The 21,933-nt window shown below is 62.6% G+C and carries 18 protein-coding genes and 1 pseudogene (1 of these 19 only partly in view); 12 read left to right on the top strand and 7 right to left on the bottom strand.

What is annotated here, in order from left to right; all coding sequences use genetic code 11:
- Window positions 1–133: 133 nt before the first annotated feature.
- Both ubiG and J3R84_RS14035 read right to left on the bottom strand, forming a co-directional pair.
- Window positions 134–880 carry a bifunctional 2-polyprenyl-6-hydroxyphenol methylase/3-demethylubiquinol 3-O-methyltransferase UbiG gene (ubiG, locus tag J3R84_RS14040; RefSeq protein WP_025424549.1) on the bottom strand — a complete coding sequence of 249 codons (747 nt, stop codon included), beginning with the start codon at window positions 878–880 and terminating at the stop codon, window positions 134–136.
- A 113-nt stretch (window positions 881–993) separates the two neighbouring features.
- A complete protein-coding gene (locus J3R84_RS14035) occupies window positions 994–1,542 on the bottom strand; it encodes a dihydrofolate reductase family protein (RefSeq protein WP_203529708.1) in 549 nt (182 codons plus the stop codon).
- 217 nt (window positions 1,543–1,759) lie between these two features.
- Here J3R84_RS14035 and J3R84_RS14030 point away from each other — a divergent pair, with 217 nt between their 5' ends.
- Window positions 1,760–2,263 carry a methyltransferase gene (locus tag J3R84_RS14030; RefSeq protein ID WP_158071745.1) on the top strand — a complete coding sequence of 168 codons (504 nt, stop codon included), beginning with the start codon at window positions 1,760–1,762 and terminating at the stop codon, window positions 2,261–2,263.
- Between the two features lie 59 nt (window positions 2,264–2,322).
- On the opposite strand, the gene J3R84_RS14025 is transcribed toward J3R84_RS14030, so the two are convergent.
- Window positions 2,323–3,051 (bottom strand): class I SAM-dependent methyltransferase, encoded by a 729-nt coding sequence (locus tag J3R84_RS14025; RefSeq protein WP_025424546.1) that lies wholly within the window; start codon window positions 3,049–3,051, stop codon window positions 2,323–2,325.
- A 339-nt stretch (window positions 3,052–3,390) separates the two neighbouring features.
- Here J3R84_RS14025 and J3R84_RS14020 point away from each other — a divergent pair, with 339 nt between their 5' ends.
- From J3R84_RS14020 to tsaA, 4 genes are read left to right on the top strand one after another with little or no spacing between them, the layout of a single operon-like run.
- A complete protein-coding gene (locus J3R84_RS14020) occupies window positions 3,391–4,428 on the top strand; it encodes an iron ABC transporter substrate-binding protein (protein WP_025424545.1) in 1,038 nt (345 codons plus the stop codon).
- Window positions 4,425–5,453 (top strand): FecCD family ABC transporter permease, encoded by a 1,029-nt coding sequence (locus J3R84_RS14015; RefSeq protein ID WP_025424544.1) that lies wholly within the window; start codon window positions 4,425–4,427, stop codon window positions 5,451–5,453. Before J3R84_RS14020 ends, J3R84_RS14015 begins: the two co-directional genes overlap by 4 nt.
- Window positions 5,450–6,226: an ABC transporter ATP-binding protein gene (locus tag J3R84_RS14010; RefSeq protein ID WP_057210226.1), complete on the top strand. Its 777-nt coding sequence runs from the start codon at window positions 5,450–5,452 to the stop codon at window positions 6,224–6,226. The genes J3R84_RS14015 and J3R84_RS14010 overlap by 4 nt, the downstream gene beginning before the upstream one ends.
- Before the next feature lie 14 nt (window positions 6,227–6,240).
- Window positions 6,241–6,765 (top strand): tRNA (N6-threonylcarbamoyladenosine(37)-N6)-methyltransferase TrmO, encoded by a 525-nt coding sequence (gene tsaA, locus J3R84_RS14005; RefSeq protein WP_025424542.1) that lies wholly within the window; start codon window positions 6,241–6,243, stop codon window positions 6,763–6,765.
- Window positions 6,766–6,769: 4 nt separating this feature from the next.
- Here the strand turns inward: tsaA and J3R84_RS14000 are convergent.
- Window positions 6,770–6,978 (bottom strand): annotated as a pseudogene (locus tag J3R84_RS14000) (TOBE domain-containing protein).
- Window positions 6,979–7,069: 91 nt separating this feature from the next.
- Window positions 7,070–8,602, bottom strand: coding sequence for an ABC-F family ATP-binding cassette domain-containing protein (locus J3R84_RS13995; RefSeq protein ID WP_025424541.1), 1,533 nt, complete (start codon window positions 8,600–8,602; stop codon window positions 7,070–7,072).
- Window positions 8,603–9,306: 704 nt separating this feature from the next.
- Here J3R84_RS13995 and J3R84_RS13990 point away from each other — a divergent pair.
- The 5 genes from J3R84_RS13990 (at window position 9,307) to J3R84_RS13970 (ending at window position 15,969) form a co-directional block, all read left to right on the top strand.
- Window positions 9,307–10,581: an aspartate kinase gene (locus tag J3R84_RS13990; RefSeq protein ID WP_025424540.1), complete on the top strand. Its 1,275-nt coding sequence runs from the start codon at window positions 9,307–9,309 to the stop codon at window positions 10,579–10,581.
- 90 nt (window positions 10,582–10,671) lie between these two features.
- Window positions 10,672–12,939 carry a phosphoenolpyruvate--protein phosphotransferase gene (gene ptsP, locus J3R84_RS13985; RefSeq protein ID WP_025424539.1) on the top strand — a complete coding sequence of 756 codons (2,268 nt, stop codon included), beginning with the start codon at window positions 10,672–10,674 and terminating at the stop codon, window positions 12,937–12,939.
- Between the two features lie 71 nt (window positions 12,940–13,010).
- Window positions 13,011–14,093 carry a peptide chain release factor 1 gene (prfA, locus tag J3R84_RS13980; RefSeq protein ID WP_025424538.1) on the top strand — a complete coding sequence of 361 codons (1,083 nt, stop codon included), beginning with the start codon at window positions 13,011–13,013 and terminating at the stop codon, window positions 14,091–14,093.
- 5 nt (window positions 14,094–14,098) lie between these two features.
- Window positions 14,099–14,968 carry a peptide chain release factor N(5)-glutamine methyltransferase gene (gene prmC, locus J3R84_RS13975; protein ID WP_025424537.1) on the top strand — a complete coding sequence of 290 codons (870 nt, stop codon included), beginning with the start codon at window positions 14,099–14,101 and terminating at the stop codon, window positions 14,966–14,968.
- A 332-nt stretch (window positions 14,969–15,300) separates the two neighbouring features.
- Window positions 15,301–15,969: a DUF4167 domain-containing protein gene (locus J3R84_RS13970; protein ID WP_025424536.1), complete on the top strand. Its 669-nt coding sequence runs from the start codon at window positions 15,301–15,303 to the stop codon at window positions 15,967–15,969.
- Between the two features lie 293 nt (window positions 15,970–16,262).
- Here J3R84_RS13970 and J3R84_RS13965 read toward each other — a convergent pair whose 3' ends face one another.
- Window positions 16,263–16,844: a TetR/AcrR family transcriptional regulator gene (locus J3R84_RS13965; protein ID WP_025428213.1), complete on the bottom strand. Its 582-nt coding sequence runs from the start codon at window positions 16,842–16,844 to the stop codon at window positions 16,263–16,265.
- A 248-nt stretch (window positions 16,845–17,092) separates the two neighbouring features.
- On the opposite strand from J3R84_RS13965, the gene J3R84_RS13960 reads away from it, so the two are divergent.
- Both J3R84_RS13960 and clpB read left to right on the top strand, forming a co-directional pair.
- The gene (locus tag J3R84_RS13960) at window positions 17,093–18,100 is read left to right on the top strand and encodes an SDR family oxidoreductase (protein WP_025428212.1); all 1,008 of its coding nucleotides are present in this window, start codon (window positions 17,093–17,095) and stop codon (window positions 18,098–18,100) included.
- Window positions 18,101–18,402: 302 nt separating this feature from the next.
- Window positions 18,403–21,009 (top strand): ATP-dependent chaperone ClpB, encoded by a 2,607-nt coding sequence (gene clpB / locus J3R84_RS13955; RefSeq protein ID WP_025428211.1) that lies wholly within the window; start codon window positions 18,403–18,405, stop codon window positions 21,007–21,009.
- A 131-nt stretch (window positions 21,010–21,140) separates the two neighbouring features.
- On the opposite strand, the gene J3R84_RS13950 is transcribed toward clpB, so the two are convergent.
- Window positions 21,141–21,933: the end of a M23 family metallopeptidase gene (locus tag J3R84_RS13950; protein ID WP_025428210.1), read on the bottom strand. The gene runs 1,163 nt beyond the window's last position; 793 of the gene's 1,956 nt are visible here — the last part of the coding sequence; the start codon falls outside the window, past its right edge — the gene reads right to left on this strand; the stop codon is at window positions 21,141–21,143.

The following is a 21,933-nucleotide window of genomic DNA, read 5'->3' as shown; positions in this document are numbered from 1 at the left end:
GCATAATTTTGTCCTTAAAATCGGATCCGATTTAAGGAACTATGCAGTAGCGCTAAAAGCAAAGCCCCCCGGCGAACGGCGTCGGCGGAGGGCTTTGCATAGGATTTGATGCGGATGCGAAGGGCCGGCTGCGTTAGAGCGGGCGCTTGGCGACAATCATGTAATTGACGTCCATGTCCTTCGACAGGTTCCACTGGTTGGACAGCGGATTGAAGAATACGCCGGTGCGTTCGGTCAGTTCCAGGCCGCTTGCCACCAGCGGTTTTTCCAATTCCTCGGGGCGCACGAGCTTTTCATATTGATGCGTGCCGCGCGGCAGCCAGCGCAGAACGTTTTCGGCGGCGAAGATGGCCAATGCCGCCGCCTTCATCGTGCGGTTGATGGTGGCGACGAACATCAGGCCGCCGGGGCGAACCATATGGGCGCAGGTGGTCATGAAGAAATCGACATCGGCGACGTGCTCGACCACTTCCATGTTGAGAACGATGTCGAAGCTTTCGCCCGCTTCCGTGAGGGCTTCGGCCGTCACGGCCCGATAATCGACGTTAACGCCGCTGCCGGCCGCATGGGTCTTGGCAATGCCGATATTCTTTTCCGAAGCGTCCGCGCCGACGACGTCAGCGCCCATGCGGGCCATCGGCTCCGACAGCAGCCCGCCACCGCAACCGATATCGAGCAGGCGCAGGCCCTTCAGCGGCTGCGGGCTCTTCGGATCGCGGCCGAAATGCTCGGCAACCCTGTCGCGGATATAGGCAAGGCGCACCGGATTGAACTTGTGCAGCGGCCGGAACTTTCCCGTCGGATCCCACCACTCGGCGGCCATGGCCGAAAAGCGGTCTACTTCGCTCTGGTCGATCGTCGTGCGCGCTGTCTCGCTCATGCTGCCGTCTCCTTCATTCTGCCTGATGAAGTCGGACGATCGGGCAGGGATGTCAAGAGGCGGACCCTGGCCGCAACAGCGCATTGGGAGCGGCCGCGGGGCGAGCGCCCCGATCAGACATCCGGCTGCGGCTGGTAATGCAGGATGACGACGCCGGACTTGAGCGGTCGCGTGTGGGTGAGCTTGAGGGTGGTGCGCGTCGGCAACGATTTGAACAGAGGCACGCCGCCGCCGAGCAGTACCGGATTGATGCCAAGCCGGTATTCGTCGACAAGGCCCTTTTCCACCAGGCCTGCGGCAAAATCGGCGCTGCCGAAAATGAAGATGGTACCACCCCCAAGCGCCTTCAGGTGTTCGACTTCGGCGACCGCGTCGCCGGTAACGAGCGTGGTGTTGTGCCAGTCGGTGCTTTTGAGGGAGCGGGAGAAGACGTATTTCTCGACGCCGTTTATGAAGGTGGCGATATCGCCTTCGGCTTCGGGCCAGTAAGACGCCATCATCTCATAGGTCACCCGGCCGAAGAGCAGCGTATCGGCCTCAAGCTGGGTCTCGCCGATATAGGCTGCGAGTTCGTCCTCGAAGACGAACCAGCTGATGTCATGGCCTGGTGCTTCGAAGAAGCCGTCGACACTGACCATGTCCCACATGATGACCTTGCGCATAGTCGTTCCTCCCATTCTCCCTTGCCGCTATTTGCGGCACGGTTCGTTGATGAGCGGATCATCGCAAAACTGATTTTATATTGCAAGTGGTTTTATTTTGATATCGGAAAGTCCCGGACGACCATCAAGCCGATCATGGTATCGTCCCGCACTCGACGGCGGGCTTGCGTGAGGAGGGGACATGCACGCGGAAGGCAGAATCGGTTGGGCAGTAGAAATGATCGCACCGCAACCATCGGACTGGCTGCTTGAGATCGGCTGCGGTCACGGTGTCGCAGTTACGGGCGTTTGCGAGAAACTGGCCGATGGGCGGATCGTTGCGATCGATCGCTCTGCGAAGATGATCGCGGCGGCGAAACAACGAAACGCCAGCTATGTCGCGGCCGGCAGGGCAGACTTTGAGGCTATTGAGCTGGCGCGAGCGGATTTTGGCGACGCGCGTTTCGATGCTGCTTTCGCCATCCGTGTCTGTGTCTTTGCAAGGGGCGATCCATCGCGCGAACTGGCGGTACTTGCGCAGGTTCTCAAGCCGGACGGGCGGTTGCTGATCTTTGACGACGAGCCGTCGGGCAGTGCCGAAGACATTTCCAGCCGGATCGAAGCCCGCCTTGCCGATAGCCGATGGAGCGTGGCAAACGTCAGGACCCATCGGGTCGACCGCAGCGACGTCGTTTGCGTGATCGCACGACCGGGTCAATCCGAAAACGGTCGCCTCGGATGAAAGTACTGGACGGCATGGGCAAAGCCCGGGTGCGGTTCCGGCCCGGGCTTCTGTCTGCCCTACCGCTGGGCGTCGACGATCAAAATCATCGGCCGTTCCATCTCTTCGGCGAGATCCGGATTGGCGTCGATCTGCGCCGGCGTCGGGCGCCACTCCTCGACGTGACGGATGGCGAAACCGCCGCGCATCAAGGCGTTGAGCGTGGTGCCGATCGTGCGGTGGTACTTGACCACGCCCTTGGCCAGCCAATCCGTCGTGCGCTGGCCCTCGATGGAATAGTGATCGACCGGCCAGCGCTTCTGCCCGTTTTCCCCGACCTGCCAGCCAGGGTTCAGCGAGGCCATGTAGATCGGGTGCTCGATGGTGAACACCAGGTGCGCGCCCGGCACCAGCGCATCGTAGATTGCCTGGACCAGGCGGTCGAAATTCTCGACATAGTGAAACGCGAGCGAGCTGTAGGCGACGTCAAAGGTGCCGGTTTCGAGCGCAAGATGATCGAGATCGGCGATGCCGTATTCGATCGCCGGATCGGGCGTGTCGCGCCGGGCGCGGGCGATCATGTTTTCCGACAGGTCGAGCCCGAGCACGCGGGCCGCACCCTGCTCGCGCGCGAAACGCGAGAACCAGCCGAAGCCGCAGCCGAGATCGACCACGCGCTTGCCCTGCAAATCCGGCAAGGCGGCGCGGATTGCCGGCCATTCGGCGGCGCCGTCGAGGCCATGGACCGATCGTCCGAGCTGGCTGTAGCCTTCGAAAAATTCCGGTTTGTCGTAGATGTTCTGTGCCATTTCATTCTCCATCAAAAATGCCGATGGACGGCGCACCCGTCAAAAGAAGAACCCCGTCCGTTTCCGGCGAGGCTGCAGGTGCGCGAACGCTCTTTCGTTAGCGTGCTTTATCACCCTGCATCCCGCCTATTGGGATGCCGGCCGAACGCGCAACGATATGGACGTCATGTTCGCACATGGGTCCGATATCGCCCGATCGGGCCGCCTAGTCAAGGTTCTCAAGCAATGCAAAGACCTTAGCGCTGGAGACGGGTTATCAATCGAGATATTCCAACGGATATAACGCTGTGCCATAGTCGCGCCGAACCATCGTCCGCACCTCCATCCCGAGGCTTCACCATGATCAGATCTATCGCCGGTGCCTTCGGCGCCCTTCTTACCCTGATGCCGCTTGCGGTTCAGGCGAAACCCTTCACGGATGCGGCCGGTCGCACGGTCGAGCTTCCCGACCATATTGGCAAGGTGCTGGCGGCCGGTCCGCCGGCCTCGGTGCTGGTCTATGCCATCGCGCCGGAGAAGCTGGCCGGCTGGGTGCGCGAGCCGAAGGAAGACGAAAAGCCCTACCTAATGGAGGCCGTACGCGGTTTACCGACCTATGGCCGCCTGACCGGCAAGGGCGGGACGGCGAATATCGAGGCGGTGCTTGCGGCCAAGCCTGACGTCATCATCGATGTCGGCACGGTGGACGCGACCTATGCCTCGCTTGCCGACAAGGTGCAGAGCCAGACCGGCATTCCCTATGTGCTGATCGACGGTTCGTTCGGCAAAAGTGCCGAGACCTTGCGCAGCCTCGGCGCGATGCTCGGAGCCGAAGAGCGTGCCGGCAAACTTGCCGACTATGCCGACGAAACGCTGAAGGAACTCGGCGAGACGATAGCGGCAGTACCGGCCGACGAGCGGCCCAGGGTCTATTACGGACGTGGCCCCGATGGTCTGGAGACGGGCCTGGCAGGCTCGATCAATCTTGAGATCCTCGAAGCCGCAGGTGCAGTCAATGTCGCGGCCGTTGCCGGCAAGAGCAGTCTCACTCAGGTTTCGCCGGAGCAGCTGCTCGCCTGGAACCCGGAGATGATCATCGCCGCGAGCCCGAAGTTCGCCTCAGCGGTCGCGACAGATCCGGCGTGGAGCAGGGTGCAGGCGGTCGAGAAGGGACAGGTGTTCATCGCGCCGTCGATGCCATTCGGCTGGTTCGATTCGCCGCCCGGCATCAACCGCCTGATCGGGGTCCGCTGGCTTGAGGCACTGCTTTATGGCGGCTTCTACGAGGGTGACCTGAAAGCCGAGACGCGGGAATTCTACAAACTCTTCTACCAAGTGGATCTTGATGACGCGCAGCTCACGAGGCTTGTCAAAGGTGCCCTGCCGGAAACGCAATGACAAAGCAGATCGTTCTGAGGCGAGGGTGGGTCGGTGCACGGTCGCTGGTTGCGATCGCAGGCCTCCTGTCGCTTTCCGCCCTGTCGATGACTGTCGGCAAATTCGACGCGGGCCTGTCCGATCTGATCGGTCAAATCTGGGCAATGGTCGGCGGTACCCCCAGTGATGAGACGGTGGCCACGGTCTTCTGGAACATCCGCTTGCCGCGTGTGCTGGCCGGTCTTGCCGTCGGCGCGGCGCTTGCGGCAGCCGGCGCCACCTACCAAGGCCTGTTCCGCAACCCGCTGGTTTCGCCCGATATTCTCGGGGTTTCCGCCGGCGCCAGCTTCGGCGCCGTTGTCGGCATCTTCCTGTCGTTGCCGGTCGGCGTCATCCAGCTGATGAGTTTTGTCGGCGGGCTGATCGCCGTGCTGTCTGTCTATGCGGTTGCAACAGTGATCCGCAACCGGGATCCGGTGCTCGTTCTCGTTCTGGCAGGCATCGCGGTCGGTGCGCACGTGGGTGCCGGCATCTCGCTGATCAAGATCCTTGCCGATCCCTATGATCAGTTGCCGGCGATCACCTATTGGCTGCTCGGCAGCCTAGCCTCGGTGACATCAGGCGACGTCGTCTCCATTCTTCCCGCGCTTGTCGTCGGCATCATCCCGCTCTTTCTCCTGCGCTGGCGCATGAACGTCATGACGCTTGGCGAGGAAGAAGCGCGTGCGCTCGGCATCGACACCGGCCGGCTGCGCGTCGTGCTGGTGCTGGCGGCAACGCTGATCACCTCGGCTTCCGTCTCGGTCACCGGCATCATCGGCTGGATTGGGCTTGTCATCCCGCATGTGGCGCGCCTCCTCGTCGGACCGGATTTCGTCCGGTTGCTGCCGGTGTCGATGGCGCTCGGCGCCGCCTATCTGCTCGTCGCCGATATGCTGGCGCGCAGCATTGCGATGATCGAGGTACCGCTCGGCATCCTGACGGCGACCGTCGGCGCGCCGTTCTTTCTCTGGCTGCTCGCATCAGGGCGAAAGGGCTGGCAATGAGGCTCGAGGTCGACCAGATCGCCTTTGGCTACGGCAGCCGCCTTGTCGGCCAGGACATCAGCTTCACGCTTGATGAAAACGAGGTACTCGTGCTGTTCGGGCCGAATGGCGCCGGCAAGACGACGCTGTTCAAGACGTTGCTCGGGCTCGTTCCGCTGAGGGCAGGCACGATCCGGCTGGATGGCCAGCCGATCGGCTCCTGGTCCGGCCGCGACCGTGCCTCGCGCATCGCTTATGTGCCGCAGGCGCATGCCGCGCTCTTCCCATTCACGGTCGAGGAACTGGTGCTGATGGGCCGTGCGCCGCATGTGGGCCTGTTTGCAACGCCCGGCCGCCATGACCGCGAGGTGGCCGCCGCCACGCTGGAGCGGCTCGGCATCGACCATCTGGCGAACCGTGCCTATACCGAGATCAGCGGCGGTGAGCGCCAGATCGCCCTGATCGCGCGCGCGCTCGCGCAGGAGCCTTCGATCCTGGTGATGGACGAACCGACGGCAAGCCTCGACTACGGTCATCAGATGCGGGTGCTCGATCGGGTGCGGGAGCTTGCCGGCGAAGGCGTTTCGATCGTTCTGTCTACCCACAATCCCGACCACGCGTTTCGGGTGGCTGACCGCGTGGCGTTGGTGTTCCAATCGCGGATCGTCGCGCTTGGAACACCCGATGCGGTGCTGACCGTGACCGCGCTCAAGCAGCTCTACGACATCGATGTGGTGATCGGCACGCTTGCGGGCAGCGACGCCCGCCTCTGCGCACCACGAAACAACGCCTGAGGAAGGAATACGAGATGGTTCGCGAAAACGAAATCCGGGAAAACGAAGTCTCGATCACGCCGCCGGAGGCAACCGATGCAGGGCTGACCTTCATCGGGCGCATTTCGACGCCCTGGGCGTCAAGGCTCGGCTGCCCGCGACAGGGGCGCCATGACGGGCCGATCTGCCGGATCGAGATCTTTTCGCCCTGGGTCGAGGCGCTGAAGGGCATCGAGCGGTTCGAGCGACTGGAGATCCTCTATTGGCTCGATCGATCGCGCCGCGACCTCGTGTTGCAGAGCCCCGCCAACAATGGCGAGACGCATGGCACCTTCGCCTTGCGCTCGCCAGTGCGGCCGAACCCGATCGGCACATCGATCGTGGCGCTCGAGGCGGTCGAAGACAATGTGCTTCTGGTGCGCGGCCTCGATTGCCTCGACGGCACGCCGCTCATCGACCTGAAGCCCGATCGCACGCTGTTCAAGCCGATTGCACCGCCGCAGCCTGGTGATTTTGAAACCGGCGATGCCGGCACGACCCATTACTGCAAGAAGGCGTGATTGCTCAGTCGATCGCAACCATCACGTCGGAAGCCTTGATGACCCCGTAGGCGTCGCCGCCGACCTTGAGGCCGAGTTCGTCGACGGCTTCGTTGGTGATCGATGCCGTCAGATGGCTCCGCCGCCGAGATCGATGCGCACATGCGCGGTCGTCGCCCCTTTGACGACATCGACGATCTTGCCCTTGAAGCGGTTGCGTGCGCTGATTTTCATGGGTGGCTCCTCCGGTTCGACACGGAGATTAAGGGGGTAAGCACGCCCGTCAAACGGCGACGCGCCACAGCAGTCGCGCGTCGCCTGTCGATCAGGCCACATCGCCTTGTGCGGCCGCGGCGAAGAACGCCTCGGGATCTTCCACTTCGACGAGCCGCCGCTTCTCGATCAACCAGAAACGATTGCCGATGTTGCGCACGAAGCTGCGGTCGTGGGACACCAGCAGGCAGCTGACCTCGTTTTTCATCAACTCGTCTTCCAGCGCTTCCTGGCCCTCGATATCGAGATGGTTCGTCGGCTCGTCGAGCAGGTAGAAGTTGGGCTCGCGCAGGCGGAGCAGCAGCATCGCCAGACGCGCCTTCTGGCCGCCGGAGAGCCGGCCGACCGGTTTGTCCTGCATGTCGATGCCGACACCGGCGCCCGCCAGCAGCGAACGCACCTTCTGATCGCCGAGCGAGAACCGGCGGGAGAGGGCGACAAGCGGCGTTTCCTTGTCCGAAAGACCCGCGAGCGCCTGATCGCTGTAGCCGAGCACCAGGGAAGGCGTGGCTTTCAGCGTTTCGGGTCCGCGCTCCGGCTCCTCGATCGCAGTGCGGATGAGGTTGACCAGCCTTGTCTTGCCGGCGCCGTTTTCGCCGAGCAGGACAATACGGTCGCCCTGGCAGATCCAGCGTTTTCCCGTGCGAAACAGCGGAGTGCCATCGGGCGTTTCCACCTGGATATCATCGAGCGTCACCAGGATTTTTGCGTGGGTGCCGCGATTGGCGAGCCGGATTACACCGGCCGAACGCTCCTGGTGGGCGGGCTTGGCCGCATCCTCCAGCCGGTCGGCGCGCTGACGCAGCTGTTTGGTCTTTATCGTCAGCAGGTCGCTACCGGAGTTGATGCCGATGTTGTTGAGCTTGGCCGCCTGGCGACGCAATTGCTGCGCCACCTTCATGTCGCGCTGGTAGCGCCGCTCTTCCGAGGCGTCGAATTCATCGACGGCCGCACGCGCCTGCGAATAGGGGAGTGTAAAGACGGGCGATTGGTCTGGACGCAGAAACAGCGTGCGGTTGGTGGTAGCGTCGAGAAAGGCGCGGTCGTGGCTGGCGATCAGCACCGGCACGTCGCGCGGAAGCGCGTTCAACCAGGATTCGAGCCGGGCGATCTTGGCAAGGTCGAGATGGTTGGTCGGCTCGTCGAGGAGCAGCGCGTCGGGATCCGTGACCCAGACGCGGGCAAGGAGGGCCAGCCGCTGCCAGCCGCCGCTCAAGTCCGCGACGGCGCGCTCACGAAGGGCTTCGGGCACCTCGAGCGAATCGAGCACGATATCGACGCGCCAGCTTTCGCTGTCCGCCTGCTCGCTCGACAATGCCGAAAGAACCGCCGCATGGAACGACAACGGCAGCAGCTGCGCCGGCACGTTCTGCTCGACATGGCCGATGGTCAGGCCGCGTGAGCGGGTGATCTCGCCAGCCGTCGGCTCGAAGCTGCCGCCGATCGATCGGAGCAGAGTGGACTTGCCGCGCCCGTTGGCGGCGACGATGCCGAGGCGATCGCCGGCCGCGATCGAAAGGTTGAGATTGGAAAACAGCGACGTGCTGAGGGTGACGGCGAGGTTGCGGATATTGATCAAGGCCATGTTCGTTCGTTCTCTGGACTGCGCGAGCGACGGCAAACATCCGCGGGCGGCAATACATCTGCCGGGTTGGGCGGAGTGTCGGACCCGATGCACGATCGTGCAGTGTTCGGGCCGCTTCGGCTCGGTATGGAAAACGGCGCGGGCGTTCAAACCGAAACGGTTTTCAGCCGCACCACACTGGGGCAGACCAGGAGTAAGATTCGCGAGGACGCGAAGCGATTGTACCGGTCAGCCCTGCAAACGCATCTGCAGGGCGTTGACGGGGCCACGCTGGCGGTGGTGCCGGAAAAAAGTCATCACAACGCAGCCCTCCTTTCACAATCGAGTTGCGCGGAGTGTTTACCATCGACGCGAGCAGTTTTCAACGGGGTGACGGCGGCGGAGTGCGATCCAACACGGCTGTCCGCCCTAGATGCAAAGCTGCAACGCTTTTGGTGGGGCCTTCGTTGCGCCAGGCGACGTCGTTCAGCAATATTGTTGCCAGGCGTGCGGTCAGCTCGCTGGAACGGAGGCCTTATTCCTACCTTCTTGCCATTGCGCCTCGCCCCCCGATCCGCTAAGAGACGCCGCGACTTTCCGCTCCCCGAAGCGGTGATTGGCCGATGTCCGAGAAGTCTCCCAAGCTTTTTGATCGTCGGGCGCCGACGGGAGCGCTTTCCTGTCACGCGCGCTCGCGCGCAAACATCGGTACCGGTAGAGGCGAAATGGCACGCATCGTGATGAAATTCGGCGGAACTTCCGTCGCTGATTTGGACCGCATTCACAACGTTGCCCGCCATGTGAAACGTGAAGTCGACGCCGGCCACGAGGTCGCGGTCGTCGTTTCCGCCATGTCCGGCAAGACCAACGAACTGGTCGGCTGGGTACAGAACATGCCCAAGGTCGCCGGCAGCAATGCGCCGTTCTACGACGCGCGCGAATATGACGCCATCGTAGCGTCCGGCGAGCAGGTGACCTCGGGCCTGTTGGCGATCGCGCTGCAGTCGATGGGCATCAATGCGCGCTCCTGGCAGGGCTGGCAGATCCCGATCCGCACCGACAACGCCCATGGCGCCGCCCGCATCCTCGACATCGAGGGCGCCGACATCATCCGCCGCATGGGTGAGGGGCAGGTGGCCGTGGTCGCCGGTTTCCAGGGCCTTGGCCCGGACAACCGCCTGGCGACACTCGGTCGCGGCGGCTCCGACACGTCGGCCGTTGCGATTGCCGCCGCCGTCAAGGCCGACCGTTGCGATATCTATACCGACGTCGATGGCGTCTACACCACCGACCCGCGCATCGAGCCGAAGGCGCGGCGTCTGAAAAAGATCGCGTTCGAGGAAATGCTGGAAATGGCATCGCTCGGCGCCAAGGTGCTGCAGGTGCGCTCCGTCGAGCTCGCCATGGTGCACAAGGTCCGTACCTTCGTGCGCTCGTCTTTCGAGGATCCCGATGCGCCGGGCATGGGTGACCTTCTCAATCCGCCCGGCACGCTGATTTGTGATGAGGAAGAAATCGTGGAACAGGAAGTCGTAACCGGCATTGCCTATGCCAAGGATGAAGCCCAGATTTCGCTGCGCCGTCTTGCCGACCGGCCGGGCGTTTCCGCCGCGATCTTCGGGCCATTGGCCGAAGCCCATATCAATGTCGACATGATCGTCCAGAACATCTCGGAAGATGGTTCGAAGACCGACATGACCTTCACCGTTCCGTCCGGCGATGTCGACAAGGCGCTGAGGGTGCTCGGCGACAACAAGGAAAAGATCGGCTACGACGTGATCCAGTCGGAAGCTGGCCTGGTCAAGGTCTCTGTCATCGGCATCGGCATGCGCAGCCACGCCGGCGTTGCCGCATCGGCATTCCGTGCGCTCGCCGACAAGGGCATCAACATCAAGGCGATCACCACCTCCGAAATCAAGATCTCGATCCTGATCGACGGACCCTATGCCGAATTGGCAGTTCGCACTTTGCATTCCGCCTACGGTCTCGATAAGAGTTAACCCACAGGTGACTGATTTGGGATTCGCGGCCGTTTCGGCTGCGAATTCGTCCGCCGCCGTCGTCTACTCTTTTTCGGGGGACCCCACGCGATGAGAGACCTTTCCGCAGGTCCGCGCGTTCTCCTCAAGCGGTTGCGCGAACTGATGGCGGAACCGCTCGAGCCACAGGAGCGCCTTGACCGGATCGTGCGCCAGATCGCACAGAACATGGTCGCGGAAGTGTGTTCGGTCTATGTGCTGCGTTCCGACGGCGTGCTCGAACTCTACGCGACCGAAGGTCTGAACAAGACCGCCGTCCACCTGGCGCAGTTGAAGATGGGGCAGGGCCTCGTCGGCACGATTGCCGCGTCCGCACGTCCGCTCAACCTGTCCGACGCCCAGGCGCATCCGGCCTTTACCTACCTGCCGGAAACCGGCGAAGAGATCTATCACTCGTTCCTCGGCGTGCCGATCCTGCGCACGGGTCGGGCGCTCGGCGTTCTCGTCGTGCAGAACAAGGCGATGCGCAACTACCGCGAAGACGAGGTCGAGGCGCTGGAAACCACCGCCATGGTTCTCGCCGAGATGGTGGCGACCGGCGAGTTGAAGAAAATCACCAAGCCCGGCCTCGAACTCGATCTGTCCCGGCCGGTCTCGATCGACGGCAACAGCTATGGCGAAGGCATCGGCCTCGGTTATGTCGTGCTGCACGAGCCGAGGATCGTCGTCACCAATCTTCTGAACGAGGATACTGACCAGGAATTGCAGCGGCTTGCCGAGGCTCTGGGGTCATTGCGTATCTCGATCGACGACATGCTATCGCGTCGCGAAGTGTCGATGGAGGGCGAGCACCGAGCGGTGCTTGAGACCTATCGCATGTTTGCCCATGACCGCGGCTGGGTGCGGAAGCTGGAAGAGGCGATCCGCAACGGCCTGACGGCGGAAGCTGCCGTCGAACGGGTGCAGAGCGAGACCAAGGCGCGGATGATCCGGCTGACCGATCCCTATTTGCGCGAGCGCATGCATGATTTCGACGATCTCGCCAACCGGCTGCTGCGCCAGCTTTCGGGCTATGGCGCCAAGCTTTCGGCGAGCGACTTCCCGACCGATGCGGTGATCGTTGCCCGGGCCATGGGTGCCGCCGAACTTCTCGACTATCCGCGCGAAAACGTCCGCGGCCTGGTCCTTGAGGAAGGGGCCGTCACCAGCCACGTGGTCATCGTCGCCCGCGCCATGGGCATTCCGGTCGTCGGACAGGCGGCGGGTGCTGTCGCGCTTGCGGAAAACCGCGATGCCGTCATCATCGATGGCGACGATGCCAAGGTGCATCTGCGGCCGTTGGCCGACCTGCAGCGCGCCTACGAGGAAAAGGTACGGTTCCGCGCCCGCCGGCAGGCTCAGTTCCGCGCGCTCAAGGATGTCGAACCGCTGACCAAGGACGGCAAGCGCATCACCTTGCAGATGAACGCTGGCCTTTTGGTCGACCTGCCGCATCTGAACGAAGCGGGTGCCGAGGGCATCGGCCTTTTCCGCACCGAACTGCAGTTCATGATCGCCTCGACGATGCCGAAGGCGGAAGAGCAGGAAGCCTTCTACCGCAGCGTTCTGAAGCAGACCGGCGGCAAGCCGGTGACTTTCCGCACGCTCGATATTGGCGGCGACAAGGTGGTTCCCTATTTCCGCGCGGCGGAAGAGGAAAATCCGGCACTCGGATGGCGGGCGATCCGCCTTTCGCTGGATCGGCCCGGCCTGCTGCGCACTCAGCTGCGCGCCATGCTGCGTGCGGCTGCCGGTCTCGAGCTGAAATTGATGCTGCCGATGGTGACCGAGGTCTCGGAGCTGAAGGAAGCGCGCGAGCTTTTGCAAAAGGAAATCGAGCGTCAGTCGAAGCTCGGCGAACAGCTGCCGCGCAAGCTGCAGTTCGGCGCCATGCTGGAAGTGCCGGCGCTGCTGTGGCAGCTGGACGAACTGATGAGCGAGGTGGACTTCGTCTCGGTCGGCTCGAACGATCTGTTCCAGTTCGCCATGGCAGTCGATCGCGGCAACGCCCGCGTTTCCGATCGCTTCGACGTGCTTGGCCGGCCCTTCCTCAGGATCCTGCGCGATATCGTGCGCGGCGGCGAGCGACATCAGACGCCGGTGACGCTGTGCGGTGAGATGGCGAGCAAGCCACTGTCCGCCATGGCGCTGCTCGGTCTCGGCTATCGCTCGGTGTCGATGTCGCCGACGGCGGTCGGTCCGATCAAGGCGATGCTCCTGGCCCTCGATGCCGACAAGCTCGGCGAGGTACTGAACGCGGCGCTCGACGACACCCGCGACCCGACGCCTGTTCGCCAGATCCTCATCGACTTCGCCGCGGCAAACGGCATCCCGGTTTAGATAGATTTGAAGCGCTTTTGTCCTCGTCCGGGCTATGATCCGGGCGAGGCGTAGCGCATTTGGAGTGACACTTGGCAAAGCTTCCCATTGAGAAAATGCGCGAACTGGAACGGCGGTTCGGCGAGATCGAGGCCCGCATGTCGGCGGGGCCAGCGGCCGACGTCTATGTGAAGCTGGCGTCGGAATATTCCGAACTGCAGCCGGTGGTGACCAAGATCCGCGCCTATGAGAAGGCGACGGCCGAGCTTGCCGATATCAATGCCATGTTGGCCGACAGGACGACTGACAAGGACATGCGCGACCTGGCCGAGATGGAAAAGCCTGAGGTCGTCGAGGCAATCGAGCAGCTGGAGCAGGAAATCCAGATCCTGCTCTTGCCGAAGGATGCAGCCGACGAAAAGAGCGCTATCCTCGAAATCCGCGCCGGAACCGGCGGTTCGGAGGCAGCGCTGTTTGCCGGCGATCTTTTCCGGATGTACGAGCGTTACGCTGCGGCCAAGGGCTGGCGGGTCGAAGTGCTTTCGGCGAGCGAGGGTGAAGCCGGCGGATTCAAGGAAATCATCGCCACCGTCTCCGGCCGCGGCGTGTTTGCGCGGCTGAAGTTCGAGTCGGGTGTGCACCGCGTTCAGCGCGTGCCGGATACCGAGGCGAGCGGACGCATCCACACCTCGGCGGCAACCGTCGCCGTACTGCCGGAAGCCGAGGAAATCGACATCGAGGTTCGGCCCGAGGACATCCGCATCGACACCATGCGCTCGTCAGGTGCTGGCGGACAGCACGTCAACACGACGGACTCCGCCGTGCGCATCACCCACCTTCCGACCGGCCTCGTCGTCACAAGTTCGGAAAAGTCGCAGCACCAGAACCGCGCCAAGGCGATGCAGGTGCTGCGTTCGCGGCTCTATGACATGGAACGCCAGCGCGCCGACAGCGAGCGTTCGGCCGATCGCAAGAGCCAGGTCGGCTCCGGCGACCGCTCTGAGCGCATTCGCACCTACAATTTTCCGCAGGGGCGCATTACGGATCACCGCATCAACCTGACGCTCTATAAGCTCGACCGGATGATGATGGGCGAAATCGACGAAGTGGTCGATGCGCTGCTGGCCGATTACCAGGCGAGCCAGTTGGCTCTTCTGGGCGAGCAGCGGGGCTGATGGCGATGACGGCCACGCTCGCGCGCCTCGTGGTGGAAAGCCGGGATCGCCTGACGGCCGCCGGCATCGAACACGCTGCGCTCGACGCGCGTCATCTGGTTTCGGGCGTGCTCGGGCTTTCGTTGACCGATGTCGTGACGCGCGGCAGGGACCTGGTCACGGAGGCCGACGTTGCCAGGGTGAGGGCTGCCGTCGAGCGGCGGAGCGCGCGCGAACCCGTCTACCGCATTCTCGGCGAGCGGGAGTTCTTTGGCCTGCCGCTCAAGCTGTCGCGTGAAACGCTGGAGCCGAGGCCGGATACGGAAACGCTCGTCGATCGCATGATCCCGTATCTGCGCCGCACCGTTGCAACGAAGGGCAGCTGCCGGCTCGTCGATCTCGGCACGGGCACCGGGGCGATCTGCCTGGCGTTGCTTGCCACGGTTCTTGAAGCGCGCGGAACGGCTACCGATATATCTGAGGACGCGTTGGCGACGGCGAGCGCAAATGCCGAGGCGCTTGGCCTTTCGGGTCGTTTCGAGGCTGTGCGCAGCAACTGGTTCGACAAGGTGGAGGGTCGCTTCGACGCCATCGTCTCAAATCCGCCTTATATACCGTCCAATGTCGTCGCAGAGCTTGAGCCGGAGGTGCGATTGCACGATCCTGCCGCAGCGCTCGATGGCGGAGACGACGGCCTTGATGCCTATCGTGCCATCGCCCTTCAGGCCGGTCATCATCTTGAGACAAACGGCGTGATAGGCTTGGAAATCGGTTTCGATCAGAAAGAGGCGGTTGCGGCATTGTTTAGTGCCGAGAACTTCCGTTTGCGCGAAGAAGCCAAGGATTTGGGCGGCAACGACCGGGTTCTGATCTTTGAGCGTAGCTTCGACCGTTGAAAAAATGCTGCACTGGCGCATCTTCTTTCTTGCTGACGCAAAGAAAGGGCTTGGAATCCCAGAGGAAGCGGGCTAGTTTGCCCGCGCACTGGGCAGATGGTCATGGACCTAAGATTCGTTCCGGTATGACCTGGCCACGGGGATTGCTCTCAAGAAAGAGTTGCTAGGGTTCAACAGTGCCTTGTGCAGGTACCTGTTAATTTGACGCCAGTCGGCGCCGAAGCCGCCAATGTGCGGGCTCACCGGCGCACGCTCTGTCGGGCGCGGACAGATCCGGCCGGAAGACGAAACCACATGATCATCATTATCAAGAGAATTCGGGTGAATGTACTATGAGGCCAGGACAGCAAAACAAGCGCGGCCGCGGGCGGAATAACAACAATAACAACAACAATAACAACAGTGGAAATAACAACAATCATAACCGCAAGGGATCAAATCCCCTGACGCGGACCTATGATAGTTCTGGTCCGGACGTGAAGATTCGCGGTACCGCGCAGCATATCGCCGAGAAATACTCGGCACTTGCTCGTGATGCGCAGAGCTCCGGCGACCGTGTCATCGCTGAAAACTACCTTCAGCATGCCGAGCATTACAACCGCATCATTGCAGCCGCACAGGCGCAGATGCAGGATCGCTTCCAGCGCGAAGAACGCCAGGATTTCCGCGGGCAGGACGCCAACGACCAGGATCAGGATCAGGATCAGGACGATCTGGATCAGGGCTACGCCGACGAAGCGCCGGTCCACGTTGTAGCCGCTCCCGCTCCTGTCGTTATCGAGCAGCAGCCGGTGATCGACGGTTCGGGCCCGCAGCCCGTCATCGAAGGCACGCCGGCCGAAGTGGCTATGGAAGAAGAAACGCCAGCGGCTTCCGGCCGTGCGGCCTCGCGTCGCCGCAGCGCGCCGCGCCCGCGCCGTCCGCGCCGCACTGCAGCCGATGAAGGCGAAGCGTCAGGCGACGCGCCTCCGGAAGCGCCGGCACTGGCTGAGTCCGAGTAAGTCTTCCTACAGCGCCGCGCGTCTTATTGGATGCGCAAAGGTCGCTGTAGCACTTTGAATGGCTGCATGTTTTGATCGTTAAATCGAATAGGATTTAAGGAAACATGCAGTTGGGCGGCGTATGCGGCGCGGCAGAAGCGAACATCAAAAGCCCGGTCCGCTCTGCGGCCGGGTTTTTTGTTGCCGGAATTTTGCTCGGAAGACTGCGGACGCTGAAGCGCACCATAATCGCTAGGGCTGGCGATCGTCCCGTGCCGCACGCTCCATTGATCGCCGGCTTCTGGCGTTGTCCATCAGCCGACAGCTTTGACAATCAAGGCTGCGAGATTGGTGGCCGCATCGTCCTCGGTCGTTCGCCCCCGGACGAACTCCCGGGCAATCGCCTCCGCAGCACCGGCAATGCCCGCGCAACGCAGGCGCAGATCATCTTCGGTGAGGGTGGAGAAAGGTGCGATGGCTGCGCCGATGAGCGCGACATAGTCATCGGCGAGTTCCTGCTGCACGCGGTCCATCTCGGCATTGCCACGCAGGGCGCCTGACATCGCCTGCCATTCCGAACCGCTTTCGACGGCACATCCGATGTAGACGGCGCTGATGATGCCGGCGACGGATGCAAGATCGGCCGGGGCGTCCAGCAGCGCTTTCTTCAGCTTATCGGTATGGCGCTCCTCGATCTCGCGCGAAAGCGCGATCAGCAGCCCCTCGCGGGTTCCGAAGTGCTCATAGGCGATCGGCTTGCTGACGCCGGCGCGCTCGGCCAGGTTGCCGAGGGTGAGGGCGTCCGCGCCGCATTCCCGCAAAATTTCCTTGGAGGTTTCGATGAGCTGGGCACGCCGTTCGGGCTTGGCTAGTTTCCTGATCGCCGTTTTCTCCATCGGCTGCTCTCCTCGGGTCGTCCACACTGCCGCATGTTTCCTTAAATCCTATTCGATTTAAGGATCAAAGCATGCAGCCATTCAAAGTGCTACAGCGACCTTTGCGCGTCTAATAAGACGCGCGGCGCTCTAGGCGATAAAATATCCCAATCCCTTGACGGGGCGCGTTTGCTACTTATCTACCGATGGTAACTTACTAATCGTAGGTTGGCAAAATGCCACCTTCTTTCCGTCTAGGAGATATGAACATGTCGAGCAAGTTCTCACCCGTGCTGATCATCGGCGGCTCGGGCGTCGTCGGGTCGCAGGCGGCGAAGGCGATCCGCAGGCTGCATCCCGATCTGCCGCTGGCAATCGGCGGTCGTGATCTTTCCCGGGCGCAGGCCGTCGCGAGCGAGGTCGGTGGAGCGACCGGTGTGCGTGTTGATCTCGACCGCGCCGATCTCGGTCTTGACGACAAGGACGCCTTCAGCGCCGTGGTGATCTTCGTCAAGGACGAAAGGCTGACCTCAATGCGATATGCGCAGGGCAGGGGAATACCGTATATCAGCCTCTCCAGCGGAACGTTCGAGATCGGGCCCGAGGTTGCCCAGTATATCCATGCACCGGACAAGGCGCCGATCCTGCTCGCCAGCCATTGGCTTGCCGGGGCTGCGATCTTCCCGGTGCTCGAAGCGCTTTCGTCCTACGAGACCGTTGACGCGATCCGTATCGGCGTCCTGCTCGATGAGGAGGACATGGGCGGGCCAGCGGCACTTGCCGATTACAACCGCATCACCGGCAACGCGCCGGCATCGCTGACGGTCAAGGACGGCAAGCTGCATTGGGCGAGCGGGCAGGAAGCAAGCGCGCGCTACAAAAGTGTCGATGGTGTCGAGCTTGATGCTGCCGCCTATTCGCCCTTCGACGTCATGGCGCTGGCCACACGTACCGGCGCCAGGGAGATCCGGCTGGATCTTGCCTACAGCGTCTCTGCCAGTCGGCGGCGCGGCGAGCCATTTTCGACGGAGATCACGCTCGAGATCGAGGGGCAGTCGAAAGACGGAGAGTGGGTCTCGCGCCGGCATGAGATCGTGCATCCGCAGGGCCAGGCCCCGCTGACAGCGCTCGGCGTCGCGCTTGCGGTCGAGCGCATGCTCGGTCTGTCCGGGGGCGAAGCGCCAAAGGCCGGTCTCTACCTGCCGGAAGTTTTGATCGAGCCCGCTTACTACGTCTCCCGCATGAAGGAGTTCGGCACGTCGTTTGCCGATCGCTGATCTCAGGGCCGCAGCCGCAGCGCGTTCGCCCGACGCGGCACGGCAATGCCCTGCATCCAAAAGCCGACGGCCGCGCATCGTAAAGACGCGTGGCCGTTTTTGTCCTTCGCAAGATTTCCTAATTGCGACATGCAATCAGCCCTTTAATTTCGAAATTCGCTGCCCCATATTCGCTTCGGACGTGTTGATCCCGCGCAAGGTGTGGATCGACGCCCGATGACAGGTTCGCCGAATGCGGGAACCTGATCCTGAAACACCAGCGGGTGCCGCGTGACGGGCCTGGTGGGCTATGGAGGTAAAGTATGAATATCGAGAAATATTCCGAACGCGTGCGGGGTTTCCTGCAATCGGCGCAGACCTATGCGCTGGCGCAGGGACATCAGCAGTTCACGCCCGAGCATGTGCTGAAAGTGCTGCTCGACGACGACCAGGGCATGGCCGCTTCGCTGATCGAGCGGGCTGGCGGCGACGCGCGCGAAGCGCGCGCCGGCAATGATGCTGCACTCGCCAAACTGCCGAAGGTTTCCGGCGGCAACGGTTCCGTCTATCTGTCGCAGCCGCTCGCTCGCGTCTTTTCGAGTGCGGAAGAAGCGGCCAAGAAAGCCGGCGACAGCTTCGTCACCGTTGAACGCCTGCTGGTGGCCTTGGCGATCGAAAGCTCTGCTGCCACGGCCGACGTCCTGAAGAAGGCCGGCGTGACGCCGACCAAGCTCAACCAAGTCATCAACGATATTCGCAAGGGCCGCACCGCCGACAGTTCCAATGCCGAGCAGGGGTTCGACAGCCTGAAGAAATATGCCCGTGACCTGACGGCCGATGCGCGCGAAGGCAAGCTCGACCCGGTGATCGGCCGTGACGACGAAATCCGTCGCACGATTCAGGTGCTGTCGCGCCGGACCAAGAACAATCCGGTCCTGATCGGTGAGCCCGGCGTCGGCAAGACGGCGATTGCCGAGGGCCTCGCCCTGCGCATCGTCAATGGCGACGTCCCGGAGAGCCTGAAAGACAAGCGGCTGATGGCGCTCGACATGGGCGCGTTGATCGCAGGCGCGAAGTTCCGCGGCGAGTTCGAAGAGCGGCTGAAGGCCGTGCTCAACGAAGTGCAGGCGGAAAACGGCGAGATCATCCTGTTCATCGACGAAATGCACACGCTGGTCGGTGCCGGCAAGGCGGAAGGGGCGATGGATGCCTCCAACTTGCTGAAGCCTGCGCTTGCGCGCGGCGAGCTGCATTGCGTCGGCGCGACCACGCTCGACGAATACCGCAAGCACGTCGAGAAGGACGCAGCCCTTGCCCGCCGCTTCCAGCCAGTGATGGTCGAGGAGCCGACAGTCGAGGACACGATCTCGATCCTGCGTGGCCTGAAGGAAAAATACGAGCAGCACCACAAGGTGCGGATTTCCGATTCCGCGCTGGTTGCCGCCGCTACGCTGTCCAACCGCTACATCACCGACCGGTTTCTGCCGGACAAGGCGATCGACCTGATGGACGAGGCGGCCTCGCGTCTGCGCATGCAGGTGGATTCCAAGCCTGAAGAGCTCGACGAACTCGATCGCCGCATCATGCAGCTGAAGATCGAGCGCGAAGCGCTGAAGAAGGAAACCGACACCTCGTCGAAGGACCGGCTGGAAAAGCTCGAGCTCGATCTGGTCTCGCTCGAAGAGCAGGCATCGGCGCTGACGGCCCGTTGGCAGGCGGAAAAGCAGAAGCTTGGCCGCGCCGCCGACCTTAAGAAGCAGCTCGATGAAGCCCGTAACGAACTGGCGATCGTCCAGCGCAAGGGTGAGTTCCAGCGCGCCGGAGAGCTGACCTATGGCGTCATCCCCAAGCTCGAGAAAGAGCTTTCCGACGCCGAAAGCCAGGAGAACGCCAACGCCAATCCGATGGTGCAGGAGGTCGTCACCCCCGACAACATCGCCCATGTGGTTTCGCGTTGGACCGGTATCCCGGTTGACAAGATGCTGGAAGGCGAACGCGACAAGCTGCTGCGGATGGAAGACGAACTGGCGAAATGGGTCGTCGGCCAGGGCGATGCCGTCCAGGCGGTATCGCGTGCCGTTCGCCGTGCCCGTGCCGGCCTGCAGGATCCGAACCGGCCGATCGGCTCGTTCATCTTCCTCGGCCCGACCGGGGTGGGCAAGACCGAGCTGACCAAGGCGCTCGCCCGCTTTCTGTTCGACGACGAGAGCGCGCTGCTGCGTGTCGACATGTCGGAATACATGGAGAAGCACTCCGTTGCCCGGCTGATCGGCGCACCTCCCGGCTATGTCGGTTACGAGGAAGGCGGAGCGCTGACCGAATCCGTCCGCCGCCGGCCCTATCAGGTCGTGCTGTTCGACGAAATTGAGAAGGCGCATCCGGATGTCTTCAACGTGCTGCTGCAGGTGCTCGACGACGGCCGCCTGACCGATGGTCAGGGTCGCACCGTCGACTTCCGCAACACGATGATCATCATGACCTCGAACCTGGGTGCGGAATATCTGACCGGCCTTGGCGAAGACGAGGACAGCGATGTCGTTCGCGACCAGGTGATGGACGTCGTCAAGTCGGCCTTCCGGCCGGAGTTCCTGAACCGCGTCGACGAGATCATCCTGTTCCACAGGCTGCGTCGCTCGGAAATGGGCGCGATCGTCGATATCCAGCTCGCACGGCTGCTCAAGCTGCTTGCCGAGCGCAAGATCACGCTGGAACTGGAAGATGACGCCCGGACGTTCCTGGCCGAAAAGGGCTACGATCCCGCCTATGGCGCTCGGCCCCTGAAGCGGACGATCCAGAGGTATCTTCAGGATCCGCTGGCCGAGAAGATCCTTCAGGGCGAGTTCCCGGATGGATCCACTATCAAGGTTCTTGCCGGCTCCGACCGCCTGAACTTCAAGCGTGGCGCCGGCTCGGAAAGAGAAGCCGCCTAAACCGCAGAAACTTGAAAAGGCCGCCCTTCGGGGCGGCCTTTTTCGTTCATGCCTAGGAATTCTGTTGCTGTGGGGATCGCGGTGACCGCCTCTCGAAGCGTTAGCCGTCGACGAAGGGGGGATCTCACTGGCTACTTGCTGGCCACTTCGCTGCCGTTGCCGTCCTTGTTCAGCAACTCGTCGATGCGGTCGCGTTCCTTCTCGAACTTCGCAAGCGCGTCACCACCCAGTGATTTGCCGCCCGGCAGGCGGATGCGCAGCGGATCGACCTTGTTGCCGTTGACGATCAGCTCGTAGTGCAGATGCGGACCGGTCGAAAGACCTGTCGTGCCGACCCAGCCGATCACCTGGCCCTGAACCACTTTCGCCCCGGCCTTGACGGTCTTGGCGATCGCGCTCTGGTGATTGTAGGAGGAGACGTAACCGTTGGCGTGGCGGATCAGCGTTTGGTTGCCGTATCCGCCGGAATCCCAGCCAGCCTTCTCCACCGTGCCGTTGCCGGCGGCGATGATCGGCGTGCCGCGGGGGGCCGCCCAATCGACGCCGGTGTGCATACGCGAGAAGCCGAGGATCGGGTGGCGGCGCATGCCGAAGCCGGAGCGGAAGTGGCCGTTCGGCACGGGGTTGCGCAGCAGGAACTGGCGGATGCTCTTGCCTTCGCCGTTGAAGTAGTCGATCGAATTGTCGTCCGGATCCTGGAAACGGTAGAAGGTCGTCTCGGCATCGCCGAACTTCGCCTTGACGTAAAGCAGTTCGGAATCCGCCGTCGCCAAGCCGCGATCGTCGGTGACCGAGAAGAAGGCTTCGAGCGAATCCGTCGGCTTCAGCTGCGCCTGGAAGTCGACATTGCTGGCGAGCAGCTTGACGACGAGCCCGACCATGTCGGCGTTCATGCCGTAGGAGAGCGCGGCGCGATAGATACCG

It is taken from the genome of Ensifer canadensis, from assembly GCF_017488845.2.
GTDB lineage: Bacteria > Pseudomonadota > Alphaproteobacteria > Rhizobiales > Rhizobiaceae > Ensifer > Ensifer canadensis.
The sequence above is the reverse complement of the archived record's forward strand: the minus strand, read 5'-3'. Positions and strand labels throughout refer to the sequence as shown.

Coding starts and splice junctions, on each gene's coding strand:
- ubiG (WP_025424549.1), bottom strand. CDS start 880: ATGAGCGAGACAGCGCGCACGACGATCGACCAGAGCGAAGTAGACCGC.
- J3R84_RS14035 (WP_203529708.1), bottom strand. CDS start 1,542: ATGCGCAAGGTCATCATGTGGGACATGGTCAGTGTCGACGGCTTCTTC.
- J3R84_RS14030 (WP_158071745.1), top strand. CDS start 1,760: ATGATCGCACCGCAACCATCGGACTGGCTGCTTGAGATCGGCTGCGGT.
- J3R84_RS14025 (WP_025424546.1), bottom strand. CDS start 3,051: ATGGCACAGAACATCTACGACAAACCGGAATTTTTCGAAGGCTACAGC.
- J3R84_RS14020 (WP_025424545.1), top strand. CDS start 3,391: ATGATCAGATCTATCGCCGGTGCCTTCGGCGCCCTTCTTACCCTGATG.
- J3R84_RS14015 (WP_025424544.1), top strand. CDS start 4,425: ATGACAAAGCAGATCGTTCTGAGGCGAGGGTGGGTCGGTGCACGGTCG.
- J3R84_RS14010 (WP_057210226.1), top strand. CDS start 5,450: ATGAGGCTCGAGGTCGACCAGATCGCCTTTGGCTACGGCAGCCGCCTT.
- tsaA (WP_025424542.1), top strand. CDS start 6,241: ATGGTTCGCGAAAACGAAATCCGGGAAAACGAAGTCTCGATCACGCCG.
- J3R84_RS13995 (WP_025424541.1), bottom strand. CDS start 8,602: ATGGCCTTGATCAATATCCGCAACCTCGCCGTCACCCTCAGCACGTCG.
- J3R84_RS13990 (WP_025424540.1), top strand. CDS start 9,307: ATGGCACGCATCGTGATGAAATTCGGCGGAACTTCCGTCGCTGATTTG.
- ptsP (WP_025424539.1), top strand. CDS start 10,672: ATGAGAGACCTTTCCGCAGGTCCGCGCGTTCTCCTCAAGCGGTTGCGC.
- prmC (WP_025424537.1), top strand. CDS start 14,099: ATGACGGCCACGCTCGCGCGCCTCGTGGTGGAAAGCCGGGATCGCCTG.
- J3R84_RS13970 (WP_025424536.1), top strand. CDS start 15,301: ATGAGGCCAGGACAGCAAAACAAGCGCGGCCGCGGGCGGAATAACAAC.
- J3R84_RS13965 (WP_025428213.1), bottom strand. CDS start 16,844: ATGGAGAAAACGGCGATCAGGAAACTAGCCAAGCCCGAACGGCGTGCC.
- J3R84_RS13960 (WP_025428212.1), top strand. CDS start 17,093: ATGTCGAGCAAGTTCTCACCCGTGCTGATCATCGGCGGCTCGGGCGTC.
- clpB (WP_025428211.1), top strand. CDS start 18,403: ATGAATATCGAGAAATATTCCGAACGCGTGCGGGGTTTCCTGCAATCG.